Consider the following 17653-nt stretch of genomic DNA (forward strand, 5'->3'; position numbering starts at 1 on the left):
AATTTCTTCTCCGGTCCCGCGTTCAGCGGGCCACTTCCTTGCGTGCTTCCTCGATCACACGCTTGACGCAAGGTTCCAGCGACGACCGCCAAGGAGGGAGGGCGACCCCGTGGATGTCCTTCAGCTTGCTGCAGTCGAGCCGGGAATTGGCCGGTCGCTTGGCCGGCGTCGGGTAATCCGCCGTCGCGATCGGCCGCACCCTCGCCGAGGGTCCGCCGAGCCGCGCCGACAGGGCGAAGATCTCCGTGGCGAATTCCGCCCAGCTCGCGAAGCCCGTTCCCGTCATGTGAAACAACCCGCGCAGGCTCCGGTCTTCCGGCCGCTCGAGAAGGTTGCGGCTGACCGCGAAAATCCCGTCGGCGATATCGAGGGCGCTGGTGGGCGATCCATGCTGGTCGCCCACCACGCCGAGCTCTTCCCGGTCGGCGGCGAGGCGCAGCATGGTCTTCACGAAATTCTTGCCGAACGGACTGTACACCCAGGCGGTGCGCAGGATCACATGATTCTCCGCCTCGGCGGCCACGGCTTCTTCGCCCAGAAGCTTCGAGGCGCCATAGGCTCCCAGCGGCGAGACCGGATCGTCTTCGCGGTAGGGGCGATCCGCCGTGCCGTCGAAGACGTAGTCGGTCGACAGATGGATCACGGGCACGTTCATCGCCGTGGCGGCGCCGGCCACGACGCCTGCGCCGATGCCGTTGATGGCTTCCGCCAGTTCCGGGTCCGATTCCGCCTGGTCCACCGCCGTATACGCGGCGGCATTCACGATCAGGTCGCCGCCGGTCTCGATCAGTGCGTCCTCGATGCCCGAGGGATCGGCGAGATCGAGCTTGGGGCGTCCGACGAGGACGGCCTGAGCCCCGTGGACCCGCGCCCGCTCCGCCAGCGCCCGCGCGACCTGTCCTTCCTTGCCGACGATGATGATACGCATGGACACCTGCAATCCTCTGTGATGGCGAGGGCGGCCTTACCAGAGCAGGGCCGCCCGACAAAATCAGTTGCCGATGGCAACGCCTTCGCGGCGGCTGTCGGCGCCGCCCACCAGCCCGGCCGGCGTCACGACGATAGCATGGATGCCGGAGTTCTGGTCGATCAGCTTGACCTCGTGGCCCTTCGCCTCCAGGGCGGCCTTCCATCCTTCGGCCTCCGTGCCGGCCTCCAGCTCGGTCGGGCCGTTGCGGCTCCCCACATTGGGAAGATCGGCTGCGACCTGCGGATCGAGCTTCCAGTCCAGGATGCCCACGAGGGTCTTGGCCACGTAGTTGATGATCAGGCTGCCGCCCGGGGACCCGACGACCGCGTAGAGCTTGCCGCTGCCGTCGAGCACGATGGTCGGCGCCATGGAGGAGCGGGGGCGCTTGCCGGCCTCGACGCGGTTGGCGACAGGCTTGTCGTCCTCCATCGTGGCGAAGGAGAAATCGGTCAGCTCGTTGTTGAGCAGGAATCCGCTTTTCGTCATCAGCCTCGAGCCGAAGCCGTCCTCGATCGTGGTCGTCATCGACACCGCGTTGCCGTTGCGATCCACGATCGACATGTGGCTCGTGCCGAATTCGATGCCGTCGGATGGGCCCCAGAGGAAGGTTTTCTGGAAGGGCGGATCGCCGGGCTTCGCCTTGCCCATGGACTTGTTCGGGTCGACCAGAGCGGCCCGGCTCTTGAGGTAGCCGGGATCGGTCAGGCCCCTGACCGGCACAGTCACGAAAGCGGGGTCGGCCACGAAGAGCGCCCGGTCCGCGTAGGCGAGGCGGCCCGCTTCGGCGATCCAGTGGACCGCATCCGGCCCGGGCTTCAGGGCCGCCATGTTCTGCGTCTCCAGGATGCCCATGATCTGCTGCACCGCGACCTGCCCCGAACTCGGCGGGCCCATGCCGCAGATCCGGTAGGTCCTGTAGGTCCCGCACAGCGCTTCACGCTCCTGCACCCTGTAGCCCTTCACATCGTCCAGGGTCATGTCGCCGGGATTCGTGGCGTGGCCGGTTACCGTCGTGACGATGTCCTGCGCGATCTCGCCCGTGTAGAAGGCATCTGCTCCCTTGTCCGCGATGGTGCGGAGAGTCTTGGCGAAGGCCGGGTTCTTGAGAACCGTCCCGACCGCCTTCGGGGTGCCGTCCGCCTCGTAGAAATAGGCGCGGGCCACCGGATCGTTCTGGAGATACTTTTCCTGCCCCAGGAGGCCGTTGAGCCGCGGCGAGATCGCAAAGCCCTCCTCGGCCAAGCGGGCCGCGGGTTCGATCACCTGCGGCCAGGACAGCTTGCCCCAGTTCCTGTGTGCCGTTTCCAGGAGACGCAAGGTGCCCGGAACGCCGACGGAGCGGCCTCCGACGACGGCATCGTAGAATTTCATCGGCTTGCCGTCGGGCCCGAGAAACCGCTCAGGCTTCGCGGCGGCCGGGGCCGTCTCGCGGCCGTCGAGGGTGGTCATGGTCTTTCCGTCCCAGAAGACCATGAAAGCACCGCCGCCGATGCCGGAGCTCTGCGGTTCGACGAGGTTGAGGACCAGCTGGACGGCAATCGCGGCATCGACCGCACTGCCGCCGGCGGCGAGAATCTCCCGGCCCGCTTGCGCGGCCAGGGGATTGGCGGCGGCAACCATGTCCTTCGTCGTCGTGCCGGCGGATTTGAGCGTTCGCCCCGTGGGAGCTTCCGGAGCAGGAGCGAGGGCTTGGGCCAAAACCGGCGCAGATAATGGAAGGCTGGCAAGGAGACCGATCCCGAAGAAACCGCGCCGAAGAGCATTCCGATTGGTCATGCGTGATAAGCTCCCTCTTCCCTGGCTGAATCCAGCGGCCGGAAAGGAGCCTAACAAACGATCGTCCCTTTGCGCCACTTCGTTCGATCCGGGCGGGAGAACAAATTCTGCATTTGTTGCGCTGCAATATCACACTCCTGTCACTCTTTTCCGGCAGGGTGCGATTCGCAAGGTCGACAGAGGAGCAGTGACATGGACTCATATAATCTGTTCCAAAGTACGCAGCCGGACGGTCTGGTCTGTGCCGTTCCGGAAGAACGCTCGGTTCCCTCCTTCGTCGTGGGGCCGCATTGGCAGTTCGGCGGGCGGATCGAGAGCCAGGAGGCCCCCCTCGGCTTCGACCGGAAGGCCGCCATGGAAGGCGTGCGCTTCAACGGCTTCTATCTCTTCGCCAGCTTCCAGAAGGATCGCCCAGGCCGGTGAGGCTTGAAGGCACATGCGTGGATGCCCGGCAGCGCGGCCGGGCATGTCGGGCCGACTAAAGTCAATCGTCAAGGTTCGGATCAACTCTTGATCTTGCGCGGCACCTGCATTCTATCTTGCTGATCTTTGCCGCTGCCGCCTTGCATCACCGATTCGATTGTGAACTCATCCCTCGCTCTTATCTGGACCATCACGGCTGCAACCACCCTTCTGCAAGCCGGCAATGGCCTGCTCCAGGCGCTCATGCCCCTGCGCATGCAGGCCGAGGGGATCTCCGTCGCGTCCATCGGGGTCGTGGCCGCGGCCTATGGGCTCGGCTTCTCGACGGGCTGCTTGCTGGCCCCGAGCTTCATCCGGCACGTAGGCTATATCCGGGCTTTCGCCAGCCTCGCGGCCATGGTGTCGGTCCTGATCCTCCTCATGACCCAGGCCCATTCGACCTTGGCCTGGATCCTCCTGCGCGGGATGACCGGGGTGACGTTGGCCTGCATCTTCACCGTGACCGACGGGTGGATCAGCGCCCGGGCGATCTCCAGCCATCGTGGGCGCATCCTGTCGATCTACATGATCTGCACCAAGGTCGCCCTGATGGTATCGCCCCTCGGGATCGGTTTCGGCAATATCCGCACCGATGGCTTGTTCATGGCGGTGAGCGCGCTGATCACGCTCTCGCTCCTTCCCATTGCCGCAACGACCACGAAGGAGCCGGCTGCGCCTCAAGGCGTCCGGATCGAAGTCAGGAAGCTGTTCGCGACAGCGCCGTCCGCGGTGGTCGGCGCCTTCGTGGTCGGTCTGGTCAATGGCCCGGTCATCGCCATCACGCCCGTCTTCGGCATCACCATCGGATTGAGCCAGGATCAGGCGGCAGCCCTTCTGTTCGCCCTGCAGGCCGGCAGCCTCGCGATGCAGTGGCCGCTCGGGTGGCTCTCCGACCGGGCGGACCGCCGTTACGTGATCGCCGGGCTCGCCGCGGGAACGAGCCTCGTTTCTCTCCTGATCCTGTGGGCAAGCGCACAGGGGGCGAACGTCTTGATCCTGTGGTCTTTCGCCGCCTGGGGCGGCCTTGCCCTGTGCATCTATTCCGTCTGCGTCGCCCATGCCTGCGATATCGTTGATCCAGGACAGATCGTCTCCACCGTCGGCACCCTGCTGTTCTCCTGGGCCACGGGCGTCACGGTCGGTCCCCTGTTCGGCGCCATGGCCATGGAGACGATGGGACCGAAGGGCTTGTTCATCTACGCGGCCTTCGCCTCGTCGGGCCTCGTGGTTTTCACCGTGATGCGGATTCTCCAGGTGCAGCGCTCGCCCGCCAAAGGCGGCTTTGCGGATATCGCGCCGACGAGTTCAGCCACGGCCAGCCTGACGCCCCGTGCCGACATCGACGCCATCGGGGATCAGAGCCCCGTGGCGAACGGTTCCGGCGAGGGGGCAGCGCCCGATCAGAAGGGCGAGCCGTCCGCCATGGCCCGGGCCGATACGGCCTCGTAGCGGTTGAGGCGCTTGTCGATCATGTCGTCGATCTTGTCGTAGACCTCGGCGACGCTCAGCTGGCGGGTCTTCTTTCCATCCTTGGTGAAGAACAGAGACTTGTTCGACTTGGCCGCGGCCGGGAAGGCATCGGGAGCGCTCTTCTTGGGCGTGTCGTCCACCAGGGCGATGAACCGGCTCGCGCTGTCGACGCCGAAGAAATGGGAGAGATAGAACTCCGAGCGGCTGAGCTTGCGCCCGAGCTTCGTCTCGATCTTTCCCTTGTCGCGCTTCATCATCTCGGCCGCCATCAGAGCCGAGATGTAGGGATTGCGGCGCAGGCCGAGGATATGCTCCCGCATCGTCGGGTCGGTCACGTCAATCTTCGCCCCCGAGCCGACGATCGCCTCCGCTTCGGCGATCAGGCCGTGCAGGGGACCGAACGATTTGACGGCTTCCAGCCATGTGCTGGAAATGAACTGAAACAGGCCGAGCGCGGACGAGGTCGAGGCCTTGTTGCCCGGCAGGAAGCTCGATTCCTTGTCCGCCAGGGCCATCATGTACACGGGATCCGCACCCGTCGCCTTGGAGGCGCGCAGGATCGTGTCGACGATCCAGACGGGCACGCGCATGTCTTCGAACTCCATGAACTCCGTGAGTTCCCGGGAGACGGCTTCCTCCGTCGCGCTGCTGCCGGAGGCCGGCGTATCGGTGAGGGGAATGGACAGGATGATCTGCTTCTGCAGTTCGGCCGGAGTCGCGGCCACGGCCGCGACGGGAGCGATGGTCTTGAGAGGATCGGATGAGGCAGCATCCCCGGACGGCATGGTGAACGGCGCCGTCGCCTGGGCGGGCGGCACCCGGATGGCGTTCTCGCCGGCGTCGAGGGCCGGCGGCAGCGCCGTCCATGCCTCGGCCGCAGACGCGTCCCGGGTGTGGACGGCGGTGCCGATCACAATCGTCAGGCATGCGCCGATCCCGAAGCATTTCGTGAGGTCGAGCAGTGTTCTTCCGCCCTGCAGGCGCGTGAGTCGGTGAACTGCGACACGGAGCGCGGATCCGCTCCTGAATTCATTGTCGAGGCAAATGGCCGTCTGCTGGCACGCGTCCTGAGACGCTGTCAGAGGGATTTGCATATGGATACGCCCCCAAGAATGTGCCGCTTCTCCGCCGGGGCGGGTTCACGGTCGTTCTTCGTTCAACAGAGGCAAGTATGTGGCCGGCCGATATGTCCAGAATAGGTCAGCTTGGCGTTAAGATTTGGAATTGTTCCCTGGTGCGACCATTTGTTCAGGCTCATCCGTGAATGGTGATCTTCAAAGAAGCCTTATTTCTCAACAGAATTCTTACCATTAGAACCTTATCACTGACGGCGAGATGACGCAGGGTGAACAATACGATTTGATAATCCGGAAATAGCCAAACTTTATTGGTTCCCCGGCACGCAATACTGGGTTTGACAGCGCCTGGATGGCAGACCTTTTCAGGATTTTATGCGGTGGGAGCGGTCGTTGGGGAGATCCAGCGTCCGCGTGGCAGGAGGGCCGCCAGGGAGGTGTGCGCTTCCTTGGGCGGATGATCGGATCCGATGCTCAAGCCTTTGAGCGGCGCACCGCTCGGGACTCTGTCCTGATCGCTCGGCCGATCCACCACCCCGTCATCACCGGGCTTGTCCCGGTGATCTCGATGACGAAGAGCGCCGCGCTTCGAACAATCGGGATGGCCGGCACAGGGCCGGCCATGACGTGAGAGGGTGTCCGCACCACCACACATAACCCTCCACGTCATCACCGGGCTCGTCCCGGTGATCCCGATGCGAGAGGCGCCGCGCTTCGAACAATCGGGATGGCCGGCACAAGGCCGGCCATGACGTGGGGAGGGTACCATCACAAGGATGCTCCACTCTTGGCCGGCGCACCGCTCGACGCGAAAAACCGGGTCCACTTTTTCGCACGGTGCGCTAAAGAGCCCGCAGCGTGCAGACCCGGTGCAAAGATGATGCTCCTCCGACATACCCGCCGGCACAGCTGGGGGCTTCTGCTGTCATGCCTGACGGCATTCGTCCCCGGCGGCATGCAGGCTCAGGCGAGGCCGGAAAGGGTCGCGTCCCTCAACCTCTGTACGGATCAACTCCTTCTCGCCCTGGCGGATCGCAGCCAGATTGCCTCGTTGAGCCGGCTTGCGCGGGATCCGTCCATTGCGTTCCTGGCCGATCAGGCCGCCGCGGTTCCCGTGAATGACGGCAGTGCTGAAGCCATTGTGTTCGAGGGACCAGACCTCGTGCTGACGGGCACCTACGGTCAGCGGGAGCAGATCGCGCTCCTGACGCGGGAGGGGTTCGACGTGCTGTCGCTCGGACCCTGGGAGGATCTGGCGGACGGGCGCAACCAGATCCGCACCCTGGCCCGCCGGCTGGGTCATCCGGAGCGCGCGGAGGCTCTGATTGCTCAAATCGATGCCGCGCTGGACAGGGCGCGCGGAATCGTCCCTCGGGGACGGAGCATCCTGTCCCTGGAACGGGGCGGCTGGGTCACGGCACCCCGCTCGCCCCTTGGTGAGGTTCTCGTCCACATGGGCTTCAAGCTGCACCAGGAGGATCTGGGACTGGCCCAGGGCGGAATGGCGCGTCTCGAGGCGATCGTCACGACACCTCCGGACTTCATGCTTGTCGATGCGGCTTCGAGCCGGGCGGTCGACAACGGGACGGCGCTGCTCCTTCACCCGGCCCTCGCCGAGGCCGTGCCTTCGACCCGGCGACTGGCCTTGCCCGGCAAGCTCACGATCTGCGGCGGGCCTGCGACGCCCGTTGCCATCGATCAGCTGACAGTCGAGGTTCTGGCCAAGGTTCGCTGACCGGGGCCCTATTCCAGGTGCAGCCGCAGGGGAGGGGACGGCTTGACGAGGATCGGGCAGCCTGCCGCGACGAGGACCACGGCATCGCAGGCCTCCGCGACCCTTTGATTGAGGCGTCCCTGCTCGTCCCGAAACGCGCGCCCCAGCGGCGTCGGCGGGACGATGCCCTGGCCGACCTCGTTCGTGACCAGGATGAGAGGTCCCCGAGCATCCTGGACGGCCTGGACCAGCCGACCGGCCTCTCGGCCGGGATCGCGCCCCTCCAGCATCAGGTTCGAGAGCCATAGCGTCAGGCAATCGACCAAGACGGCGTGCCGGGGGGCGACCTGCGCCTGAACGGCCTCGACGAGATCCAGGGGGGCGTCGACCGTCTGCCAGGACCCGTCGCGTTCGGCGCGATGCCGATCGATGCGCTCGCGCATCTCGTCGTCGAAAGCCTGAGCCGTGGCGATATAGGTCCGCTCGGGCGATGTGCTCTCGGCCAGCCGCAGCGCGGTGCGGCTTTTCCCGGAGCGTGCTCCGCCCAAGACCAGGACGCGTCGGTGGATGGTCATGACCGCTCAGGCGCTCAACCGGCTGACCGGCAGGATCATGTGGACGCGCAAGCCTTCGGGCCGCCATTCCCGGTCGAGAGTGCCGCCCAGTTGTCCGGTGATGCTTCTCTGGGACAGTTGCGTGCCGAAACCCTCGAAGGTCGGCGGGCTTTCGATGGTCGGGCCACCACTCTCGGTCCACCGGAGGTCGACGTCGTCCCCCTGAAGGGTCCAGTGGATGGCGAGGCCCCCCTCTGCGCATGAAAGACAGCCGTATTTGGCGGCATTGGTCGCCAGCTCATGCAGGACGAGGGCGAGGCTCGTCGTCGTATTGGATCCCACGAGCACGCGCGGTCCCTCGATGGCGATCCTGTTCTGGCCGGACTGCCGGTAGGGTTCGAGGACCGCCTCGATCAGCCGGCCAAGTTCCACATCCGGACCTTGCCCCGTCTCTCCTCCCGCGACGGGCTGCACCAGTTCATGCGCCCGCGAGAGCGCGCTCAGGCGCCCGCGCAGGGCATTGGCCATGTCCTTGGGATCCTTGGCCGTGCGGGCGGTCATCGACACCATGCCGTTCGCAATGGCGAACAGGTTCTTCACGCGATGGTTGAGCTCGCGCGTCAGGAGCTTCTGGGCCTCTTCCAGGCCATGTCGTTCGGTGACGTCGCTGACGACGCCATACAGGCTCACGGCGCGACGGGTCCCGCCCTCGACGGTGTAGAGCGCCTGTCCGTGCGACCGGAACCATCGGAGTTTCCCATCAGGCAGGATCGCACGGTACTGGCTGTCATACTTGCCGTCGGATCCCGCAGACGCGGCCGCGGCAATCCTGGCCTTGACCCCCTCCACGTCCTCGGGATGGATCATGGCCCAGGCGTCTTCGAGGGTGAGGCTGTACAAACCGTTATGAGGAAGATGATAGAGGGCGCATGACCCCTCGTCCCAGGTGATCAGGCTCTTGTCCAGGTCGATCTGCCAGGTTCCGAGATCGGCGGCTTCGAGGGCGATCCTGTACTGGTTTTCGAGCAGGCGCACGGCCTCCTCGGCGGTCTTCTGCGCATTGATGTTCGTGCTCGTGCCGAACCATCGCGTGATCTTTCCCGACAGGTCCTGGATCGGGATGGCCCGGCTGAGAAACCATTCGTAGCCCCCCGCGGCGGTGCGGACCCGGTACTCCCATTCATAGGCCTGTCCGGTATCGATGGATCGTTGCCAATGTTCCCGAACCTGAGGAAGATCGTCGGGATGGATGGCGACCTCCCAACCGGATCCAAGGAAATGCTCGCCTGGAAGTCCCGTGAATTCGCGCCACCGGCGATTCACGTAATCGACAGATCCATCGGGACGGGATGACCAGACGAGTTGAGGCAGAGACTCCGCCAGAACAGCAAATTGCGTTTCTGTTTCCTTGAAATCCACTCAAAACTCCCGGGCCATCCCTGCGGCCAAGTCTCCGATGCCAAAGGAAGCATTGTTGTAGGCCTTTTTCGAGGCTGACAACCCACATCGGACGCCCGCGGCGTTTTCTCCGGCGAAAGAGTAGCGCCAGCCTTGCGAAACCATTAAAAGGCGCTGGCGACTGGCGCTTGCCCCTCCCGGCGCATAGATGCAGGACAGCCCTCGTACCCCGATGCGACCTTTCTCACGCTGAGGCTGATTGACCGATTTCATGAATGATATGAGCTCCCGTCCGGCGTCGCCGCCGGAGATGTCCTCTGCCGAAGCCCTTCACCCGAAGGAGCGCCGTTCCCGCCGGTTCGCCTGGATCGGGATGGCAGCGAGCATCATTCTGTTCGGCGCCTCGCTGGTGGTTCTCTGGCATATCGTGTCAGAGATCGACGTCAATGAATTGAAAGCGGCTTTCACCGCGGCCAGCCCCCGCCAGATCGGCCTCGCCGTCCTCCTGACCGCCGTCAGCTACAGCCTTCTGACCTGCTACGACGCCATCGCCCTGCGGCAGCTCAAGCTGCAGATCCGCTATCGCACCACGGCGCTCGCCTCTTTCACCAGCTATGCGGTGAGCTTCACGCTGGGGTTCCCCTTGCTGACGGCCGGCACGGTCCGCTACTGGATCTACGCGCCGAAGGGCGTGAGCCCGGGGCGGGTGGCGAGCCTCACGGTGATCGCCGGCGTGACCTTCTGGCTCGGCATGGCCCTGGTTCTGGCCTGGAGCCTGATCAGCAAGGCCGACGAGCTGGCGAGCCTCGTCTATACCCACATCTGGATGAACCAGCTGGTGGGCCTCGGCGCGGCGGTCTTCGTCGTCGGGTACATGATCTGGGTCTCGATCAAGCGGCGCGCCGTCAAGATCCAGGGCTGGAAGCTGGAGCTGCCGGGCTTTCGCCTGTCGCTGGCCCAGATCCTGATCGGTGCCGGGGATGTCTGCGCCGGCGCCGGAGTTCTCTTCGTGCTCCTGCCCGGGGGGCACAATCTCAGCTTCGAGACCTTCCTGGCGGTGTATATCTTCGCCGTCATGCTCGGCGTGGCCAGCCATGCGCCGGGCGGACTCGGGGTCTTCGAGGCCACCATTCTGCTGGCCCTGTCGAACTATCCCCGCGAGCCGGTCCTGGGTGCGCTGCTCCTCTATCGCCTGTGCTATTACCTCGTCCCCTTCGTGATCGCCCTGGCGATCCTGGGCGCCTACGAGATCCGCAACCGCATCCGGTCGGCCCGCCTGGCCTTCAAGCCCGACGAGACCGAGCTCTCCGGCGACGTCGAGCTTGGCGGACGGTGACACCGGGGCGTGCCTCCCTTAAAGAGGACCGACCCCGCCTTCGAGACGTTCCAGCGCGATGACCGATCCCGACGACCTCACGCCGGACGCCCTCCGGCAGAGCGCCACTCCGATCCGGGACGCCGCCCTGCGCGGCGCCGTCGTCGCCTGCTTCGTGCTGGTCGCCGTGGCTTTGGTGCGGGGCCACGGGGACGGGTGGCTTCTGGTCTGGGCCGGCGTGGCCGTCCTGGCGGGCATTCTCGTGGCCGGACCCAAGCGGCCGCTCGGAACGGGCCTCCGCCCACAGGCGAAGGCGTCCCCGCGCTCCAGCGTCGCCGAGGCGGTCCTGGCGCAGATCCCCGATCCGGTCATCCTGGTGGACCAGCGGGCGCTGGTGATCGAGGCGAACCGGGCTGCCTACGACCTCCTGGCAGGCCTCAAGACGGGCCATCCCCTGTCCTTCGCCCTGCGCAGCCCTGACGTGCTCGACGGCATCCAGGACGTGCTGGACAGCGGCGAACCGCTCAAGGTCGAATATTCGGAGCGGATCCCGACGGAGCGGACCTTCGAGGTCCATATCGGTCCCCTGCAGGGCGACGTCCAGGATACGCAGGTCCAGGCCGGTGTCGTCCTGTTCTTCCGCGATCTCACCTCGGCCCGGCGCCTCGAGGCGATGCGCGCCGATTTCGTCGCCAATGCGAGCCACGAGCTGCGTACCCCCCTGGCCTCGCTTCTCGGGTTCATCGAGACCCTGCAGGGGCCTGCCCGCGAGGACGTGAAGGCCCGGGAGCGCTTCCTCGACATCATGAAGGGTCAGGCCCAGCGCATGAAGCGCCTGATCGACGATCTCCTGTCCCTGTCGCGGATCGAGATGCGCGCGCATCTCTCGCCCACGCAGACGGTCGATCTCGCCACGATTGCCTCTCAGATGGTCGAAACCCTCTCGCCGCTGGCCCAGGAGAGGGGAGTGGTCATCAAGGCCGCGCTGCCGGACCGGCCGGCTCTCGTCCTGGGCGACCGGGACGAGCTTCTGCGCATCGCCGAGAACCTGATCGAGAATGCGGTCAAGTACGGCGAAAGCGGGGGCCGGGTGGAGGTCGAGGTCGTGCGCATCGAAGGCTCCGCCCGGCAGGTCGCCTTCTCGGTCCAGGATCACGGCCCCGGCATCGCCCCGGAGCACCTGCCGCGCCTGACCGAGCGGTTCTACCGGGTCGACGTCGCCCAGAGCCGGGACAAGGGCGGGACGGGCCTCGGCCTCGCCATCGTCAAGCACATCGTCAACCGGCACCGGGGGCAGCTGGCCATCGCCAGCGAGCCCGGGCAGGGCGCCCGCTTCACGGCGACCTTTCCCGAGGCCGGACCGCGCCCCTAGAGCATTTTTGGTGAAGTGGATCCGGTTCACCGTCAAAAAATGCGGCTCGGCAAAGACAAGAGATGGTTCCACGTGAGGGGAAGCAGCTCTAGGTTCCGCCCTGTCGCGATGCTTTCGGCCTCCCCGAGGGATCCTTTGAGGTGTCATCCAATTGTCATCCAACCGTCGTAGAGGAGACATCCGTCGGGCCTAGCTGTCCCATCGCGTGACGCGTCTCATGGCTTCCGAGCGGCCTGTCGCGCTTATGAACAGGAGTCTTACCGTGAAGATTTTGTCCTACGCCATTGCGGCCGGCCTTGCCGTCGCGAGCCTCACGACCACGGCATCTGCGGCCGACATCACGGGCGCAGGCGCGACCTTCCCGTTCCCGGTCTATTCCAAGTGGGCCGAGGCCTACAAGAAGGAGACCGGCAACGGCATGAACTACCAGTCGATCGGCTCCGGCGGCGGCATCAAGCAGATCCAGGCCAAGACGGTCGATTTCGGCGCCACCGATGCCCCGATGAAGGGGGAGGATCTCGAGAAGAACGGCCTTCTCCAGTTCCCGACCGTGATGGGCGCCGTGGTTCCGGTCGTGAACATCCAGGGCGTCCAGGCCGGCCAGATCAAGCTGACGGGCCAGGTTCTGGCCGACATCTTCCACGGCAAGATCGCCAAGTGGAACGATCCCAAGATCGCCCAGCTGAACGCCGGCGTGACTCTCCCCAACGCCAACATCACGCCGGTCTACCGCTCCGATTCTTCGGGCACGACCAGCGTCTTCACCACCTACCTGTCGCAGGTCTCCGACGCCTGGAAGTCCGAGCTCGGCGCCGGCACGACTGTGAACTGGCCGATCGGTCAGGGCGGCAAGGGCAACGAGGGCGTCGCCGCGACGGTCAAGCAGGTTCCGAACTCGATCGGCTACGTCGAGTACGCCTACGCCAAGCAGAACAACATTCCCTACACCCTGCTCCAGAACAAGGCGGGCAAGTATCCGCAGCCTGAGATCAAGTCGTTCCAGGCCGCCGCCGCCAGCGCCAACTGGACGTCGGCTCCCGGCTTCGGCATCTCGCTGACCAACCAGCCGGGCGACGACGCCTGGCCGATCACGAACCCGACCTTCATCCTGGTCTACAAGACCGCGGACAAGCCCGAGCAGGCCGCCGAGGTGCTGAAGTTCTTCGACTGGTCCTTCAAGAACGGCGACAAGCTCGCCTCGGACCTCGACTACGTCCCGCTGCCGGACAACGTCGTCGAGCAGATCCGGTCGACCTGGTCCAAGGACATCAAGACCGGCGCCGGCCAGCCCGTCTACAAGATGTAAGCTGGTCCCCGACCTGTTGATGGAGTAAGGCGGATGGCTGTTCTGTCTGATGAGATCGTCGTGTCGAGCAACATGCAGGCCGGCCGCCGCCGTACTTCACCCTTCTTCGATCAGGGCTTCCGCTGGGCCAGTTACGGCTCCGCCCTGATCGTTCTCGCCGTCCTGGCCGGGATCATCGGCACGATGATCTACGGCGGATGGGCCGCCTTCCGGGAATTCGGCCTCGGGTTCGTCACGTCCAGCATCTGGAACGTGGGCGGGGAGCAGTTCGGCGCCTGGGTGGCCATCACCGGCACCCTGACCTCGGCCCTGATCGCCCTCGTGATCGGCGTGCCGATCTCCATCGGCATCGCGATCTTCCTGACGCAACTCTGCCCGCCGTGGCTCCGGCGCCCGGTCTCCACCGTCATCGAGCTGCTGGCGGCGGTGCCCAGCATCATCTACGGCATGTGGGGCCTCTTCGTCTTCGCGCCGCTCTTCGCCAACTACGTCCAGATTCCCCTGTCGACCATCGTCGAGGGGATGCCGATCCTTGGAACCGTCCTCTACGCACGGGTGCCGTCCGGCGTCGGCATGCTGACGGCGGGCATCATCCTGGCGATCATGATCATTCCCTTCATCGCGTCGATCACGCGCGACATGCTGGACCAGATCCCCAGCATCCTGCGCGAGAGCGCCTACGGGGTCGGCTGCACCACCTGGGAGGTGGTGCGCCACGTTCTGCTGCCTCAGGCGGGCGTCAGCATCATCGGGGCCGTCATGCTGGGCCTCGGCCGTGCGCTCGGCGAGACGATGGCGGTGACTTTCGTGATCGGCAACGCGAACCGCCTGTCCCTGTCGCTCTTCGACCCGAGCTCGACGATCGCGTCCCGGATCGCGAACGAGTTCAACGAAGCCTCCGGCATGCATATGAGCGCCCTGCTGGCCCTCGGCTGCATTCTGTTCGTGGTCACTTTCATCGTCCTCGCGCTCGCCCGCCTTCTGATCGCCCGCGTGAAAACCCCTTGAGAGGTGAAGGATGGATACCGCCGTGTATGACCAGGCCCCGACCGTCGCTCACGCTCCCTGGGGCCGCGTGCGCCGCAGCCGCTATCTCGCCGATCGCGTGCTCAAGATCACCTGTACCCTGTTCACCCTGCTGGGGGCCTTCGTCCTCGGCTGGATCCTTCTGATGCTCCTGGTGGAAGGAATCGGCGGCCTCTCGCCCGCGGTCTTCACGCAAACCACTCCTGGTCCCGGAACCGAGGGAGGCGGCATCGCCAATGCGATCGTCGGCAGCCTGGTCCTCACGACACTCGGCATCGTGGTCGCAACCCCCATCGGGGTGCTCGCGGGGACCTATCTGGCCGAATACGGCAAGGGCTCGGCGCTCGCGACCGTCATCCGGTTCGTGAACGACATCCTGCTGGCCGCGCCGAGCATCCTCATCGGTCTCTTCGTCTACATCCTGATGGTGCAGCCGATGGGCGGCTACTCGGGATGGGCCGGCGGCGTGGCCCTGGCGATCATCGCCATTCCGGTGATCGTCCGCTCGACGGAGGACATGCTCCGGCTGGTGCCCGGCTCCCTGCGCGAGGCCGGAGCCGCCCTCGGGGCTCCCATGTCCAAGGTGATTGTGGCGATCAGCTGGAAGGCGGCCCGGGCCGGCATGGTGACGGGCGTGATCCTCGCGACCGCGCGCATCGCCGGCGAGACGGCGCCGCTGCTCTTCACCGCCCTCAACAATACCTTCTGGTTCAGCCCGACCCTGATGGGCGGCGTTTCGAACCTGCCGGTCACCATCTATCAGTTCGCCCTGGCTCCCTACGCGAACTGGCGCGAACTCGCCTGGGCCGGCGCCCTCATCATCACCCTGTCGATCCTGGCGCTGTCCGTCGTGGCGCGCCTCCTCCTGAGCAAGGACAAAGCCCGATGAGCACCATCGCCCTCAACACGAGCAGCGCCATCGGCAACGCGGCCGCGGCCGATACCGGGGCGCCGGTGCGCATCGCGGTCAAGAACCTCAACTTCTACTACGGCGATTTCCGCAGCCTGAAGGACATCTCGATCGATTTCTACGACCGCCAGGTCACGGCCCTCATCGGCCCCTCCGGCTGCGGGAAGTCGACCCTGCTGCGAACCTTCAACCGCATCTACAGCCTCTATCCCGAGCAGCGCGCCGACGGACAGATCCTGCTCGACGGGCAGAACGTGCTCTCGCCCTCGATCGACGTGAACGAGCTTCGCGCCCGCGTCGGCATGGTGTTCCAGAAGCCGACGCCGTTCCCCATGTCGATCTACGACAACATCGCGTTCGGCATCCGCCTCTACGAGAAGCTGCCGAAATCCGAGCTCGACGGACGCGTCGAGGAGGCCCTGCGCAAGGCGGCGCTCTGGGACGAGGCGAAGGACAAGCTGCGCCAGTCCGGCATGGGCCTGTCGGGCGGCCAGCAGCAGCGCCTGTGCATCGCGCGCACCATCGCCCAGCGACCCGAGGTGATCCTGCTCGACGAGCCGACCTCGGCCCTCGACCCCATCTCCACCGGCAAGATCGAGGAGCTGATCGAGCAGCTGCGCTCGGAATTCACCATCGTGATCGTCACGCACAACATGCAGCAGGCAGCGCGCATCTCGCAGTTCACGGCCTTCATGTATCTGGGCGAGCTCGTGGAGTTCGGGCCCACGACCAGGATGTTCATGAACCCGACCAAGAAGCAGACTCAGGACTACATCACGGGCCGCTTCGGCTGATCGAAGCCCTTCAAGGGAGATTGAATCCAATGGCGGAGCATATCGTCAGCTCCTACGACAACGACCTTCAGGGTCTCCGGCAGCGCATCTCCGAGATGGGCGGCATCGCCGAGAAGATGCTCGTGGAATCCATCACGGCGCTCGTCCGGCACGACAAGGCGCTGGCCCAGAACGTGGTGATTTCCGACAAGCGTCTCGACGTTCTCCAGCGCGAGGTGGAGGAGAGCGCCATCCTGACCATCGCCCGGCGCCAGCCGCTGGCCGTCGATCTGCGCGAGACGATCTCGGCCATCCGCATCTCCGGGGACGTCGAGCGGATCGGCGACATGGCCAAGAACATCGGCAAGCGGGCCCTGGCGATCGGCGACGACTTCCAGCCGCAGAAGATCGTCGTCGGCCTCCAGCACATGGGCGATCTCGTCCTCGGGCAGCTCAAGGACGTGCTCGACGCCTATGCGCAGAAGGACACGGAGAAGGCCCTCGACGTGTGGAAGCGGGATGGCGCCATCGACGCGCTCTACACGTCCCTGTTCCGCGAGCTCCTGACCTACATGATGGAGGATCCGCGCAACATCTCGTTCTGCACGCATCTCCTGTTCTGCGCCAAGAACATCGAGCGCATCGGCGATCACACCACCAACATCGCCGAGACGGTTCACTACCTGGTGACGGGCGAGACGCTGGCCATCGACCGGCCCAAGAACGACCGCTCCATCGACACGACGGTCGCGACGGGAGTCTGACGCATGGGACCTCGCGTTCTAATCGTCGAGGACGAAGAGCCCTTGATGCTGCTCCTGCGCTACAACCTCGAAGCCGAAGGCTACGAGGTGGACAGCGTATCGCGCGGAGACGAGGCGGAGATCCGCCTGCGGGAGCAGGTGCCCGACATCGTGCTGCTCGACTGGATGCTGCCCGGCCTGTCGGGGATCGAGCTCTGCCGGCGCATCCGCGCCCGGACCGAGACCGAACGCTTGCCGGTGATCATGCTCACGGCGCGCGGCGAGGAGGGCGACCGCATCCGCGGCCTCTCCACGGGCGCCGACGACTACATCGTCAAGCCCTTCTCGGTGCCGGAGCTGCTGGCCCGCGTGCGCGCGCTGCTGCGCCGTGCGAAGCCCGCCCATATCGCCACCCTGCTCAAGGCGGGCGACATCGAGCTCGACCGCGAGACCCACCGCGTGCGCCGCGCCGGCCTAGAGCTGCACTTGGGTCCGACCGAGTTCCGCCTGCTGGAGTTCCTGATGCAGAGCCCGGGGCGTGTCTTCTCCCGCGAGCACCTGCTCAATGCCGTCTGGGGTCACGACGTCTATATCGACGAGCGCACCGTCGACGTGCATGTGGGCCGTCTGCGCAAGGCCATCGGCCTGCCGCGCCGCCCCGATCCGATCCGCACCGTGCGCGGCGCCGGCTATTCCTTCGACGAGACCTTCGCCCGCGAGGAGCAGACCGTGAGCGCCTGACGTCCGAGGCCCTGACCATCCCCCGTCATGGCGGGGCTTGGCCGGGC

The 17653-nt window shown here is 65.5% G+C and carries 16 protein-coding genes; 11 read left to right on the forward strand and 5 right to left on the reverse strand.

Annotated features, from left to right (window positions below):
• Positions 1 to 22: 22 nt before the first annotated feature.
• Together rfbD and ggt are read right to left on the reverse strand one after the other, a co-directional pair.
• Positions 23 to 928 (reverse strand): dTDP-4-dehydrorhamnose reductase, encoded by a 906-nt coding sequence (rfbD, locus tag OCW50_RS23840; protein WP_262299222.1) that lies wholly within the window; start codon positions 926 to 928, stop codon positions 23 to 25.
• 63 nt (positions 929 to 991) lie between these two features.
• Positions 992 to 2746: a gamma-glutamyltransferase gene (ggt, locus tag OCW50_RS23845; RefSeq protein WP_262299223.1), complete on the reverse strand. Its 1755-nt coding sequence runs from the start codon at positions 2744 to 2746 to the stop codon at positions 992 to 994.
• Positions 2747 to 2938: 192 nt separating this feature from the next.
• On the opposite strand from ggt, the gene OCW50_RS23850 reads away from it, so the two are divergent.
• Both OCW50_RS23850 and OCW50_RS23855 read left to right on the forward strand, forming a co-directional pair.
• Complete coding sequence (locus OCW50_RS23850; protein ID WP_262299224.1) at positions 2939 to 3169, forward strand: hypothetical protein; 231 nt, start codon at positions 2939 to 2941, stop codon at positions 3167 to 3169.
• A 159-nt stretch (positions 3170 to 3328) separates the two neighbouring features.
• On the forward strand, positions 3329 to 4657 hold the full coding sequence (locus OCW50_RS23855) for an MFS transporter (RefSeq protein WP_262299225.1): 1329 nt from the start codon (positions 3329 to 3331) through the stop codon (positions 4655 to 4657).
• Here the strand turns inward: OCW50_RS23855 and OCW50_RS23860 are convergent.
• Positions 4609 to 5772: a transglycosylase SLT domain-containing protein gene (locus tag OCW50_RS23860; protein WP_262299226.1), complete on the reverse strand. Its 1164-nt coding sequence runs from the start codon at positions 5770 to 5772 to the stop codon at positions 4609 to 4611. The two genes, OCW50_RS23855 and OCW50_RS23860, sit on opposite strands and share 49 nt — an antisense overlap.
• An 859-nt stretch (positions 5773 to 6631) precedes the next feature.
• On the opposite strand from OCW50_RS23860, the gene OCW50_RS23865 reads away from it, so the two are divergent.
• Positions 6632 to 7489, forward strand: coding sequence for an ABC transporter substrate-binding protein (locus OCW50_RS23865; RefSeq protein WP_262299227.1), 858 nt, complete (start codon positions 6632 to 6634; stop codon positions 7487 to 7489).
• Positions 7490 to 7497: 8 nt separating this feature from the next.
• Here the strand turns inward: OCW50_RS23865 and cobU are convergent, their stop codons facing one another.
• Together cobU and OCW50_RS23875 are read right to left on the reverse strand one after the other, a co-directional pair.
• Positions 7498 to 8043 carry a bifunctional adenosylcobinamide kinase/adenosylcobinamide-phosphate guanylyltransferase gene (gene cobU / locus OCW50_RS23870; RefSeq protein ID WP_262299228.1) on the reverse strand — a complete coding sequence of 182 codons (546 nt, stop codon included), beginning with the start codon at positions 8041 to 8043 and terminating at the stop codon, positions 7498 to 7500.
• 6 nt (positions 8044 to 8049) lie between these two features.
• Positions 8050 to 9441: a sensor histidine kinase gene (locus OCW50_RS23875; RefSeq protein ID WP_262299229.1), complete on the reverse strand. Its 1392-nt coding sequence runs from the start codon at positions 9439 to 9441 to the stop codon at positions 8050 to 8052.
• A gap of 250 nt (positions 9442 to 9691) precedes the next feature.
• Here OCW50_RS23875 and OCW50_RS23880 point away from each other — a divergent pair, with 250 nt between their 5' ends.
• The 8 genes from OCW50_RS23880 (at position 9692) to phoB (ending at position 17606) form a co-directional block, all read left to right on the forward strand.
• Positions 9692 to 10756 carry a lysylphosphatidylglycerol synthase domain-containing protein gene (locus OCW50_RS23880; protein ID WP_262299230.1) on the forward strand — a complete coding sequence of 355 codons (1065 nt, stop codon included), beginning with the start codon at positions 9692 to 9694 and terminating at the stop codon, positions 10754 to 10756.
• Positions 10757 to 10814: 58 nt separating this feature from the next.
• Positions 10815 to 12107 carry an ATP-binding protein gene (locus OCW50_RS23885; protein ID WP_262299231.1) on the forward strand — a complete coding sequence of 431 codons (1293 nt, stop codon included), beginning with the start codon at positions 10815 to 10817 and terminating at the stop codon, positions 12105 to 12107.
• A gap of 262 nt (positions 12108 to 12369) precedes the next feature.
• A complete protein-coding gene (pstS, locus tag OCW50_RS23890) occupies positions 12370 to 13413 on the forward strand; it encodes a phosphate ABC transporter substrate-binding protein PstS (protein WP_262299232.1) in 1044 nt (347 codons plus the stop codon).
• Positions 13414 to 13485: 72 nt separating this feature from the next.
• On the forward strand, positions 13486 to 14421 hold the full coding sequence (gene pstC, locus OCW50_RS23895; RefSeq protein WP_373371499.1) for a phosphate ABC transporter permease subunit PstC: 936 nt from the start codon (positions 13486 to 13488) through the stop codon (positions 14419 to 14421).
• Between the two features lie 10 nt (positions 14422 to 14431).
• Positions 14432 to 15328: a phosphate ABC transporter permease PstA gene (gene pstA, locus OCW50_RS23900; RefSeq protein ID WP_262299234.1), complete on the forward strand. Its 897-nt coding sequence runs from the start codon at positions 14432 to 14434 to the stop codon at positions 15326 to 15328.
• Positions 15325 to 16143 (forward strand): phosphate ABC transporter ATP-binding protein PstB, encoded by an 819-nt coding sequence (gene pstB, locus OCW50_RS23905; protein WP_262299235.1) that lies wholly within the window; start codon positions 15325 to 15327, stop codon positions 16141 to 16143. Before pstA ends, pstB begins: the two co-directional genes overlap by 4 nt.
• 29 nt (positions 16144 to 16172) lie before the next feature.
• Complete coding sequence (gene phoU / locus OCW50_RS23910) at positions 16173 to 16886, forward strand: phosphate signaling complex protein PhoU (RefSeq protein ID WP_262299236.1); 714 nt, start codon at positions 16173 to 16175, stop codon at positions 16884 to 16886.
• Between the two features lie 3 nt (positions 16887 to 16889).
• Positions 16890 to 17606 (forward strand): phosphate regulon transcriptional regulator PhoB, encoded by a 717-nt coding sequence (gene phoB / locus OCW50_RS23915; protein WP_262299237.1) that lies wholly within the window; start codon positions 16890 to 16892, stop codon positions 17604 to 17606.
• Positions 17607 to 17653: the final 47 nt, after the last annotated feature.

This window comes from Microvirga sesbaniae, assembly GCF_025460805.1.
GTDB classification, from domain to species: Bacteria; Pseudomonadota; Alphaproteobacteria; order Rhizobiales; family Beijerinckiaceae; genus Microvirga; species Microvirga sesbaniae.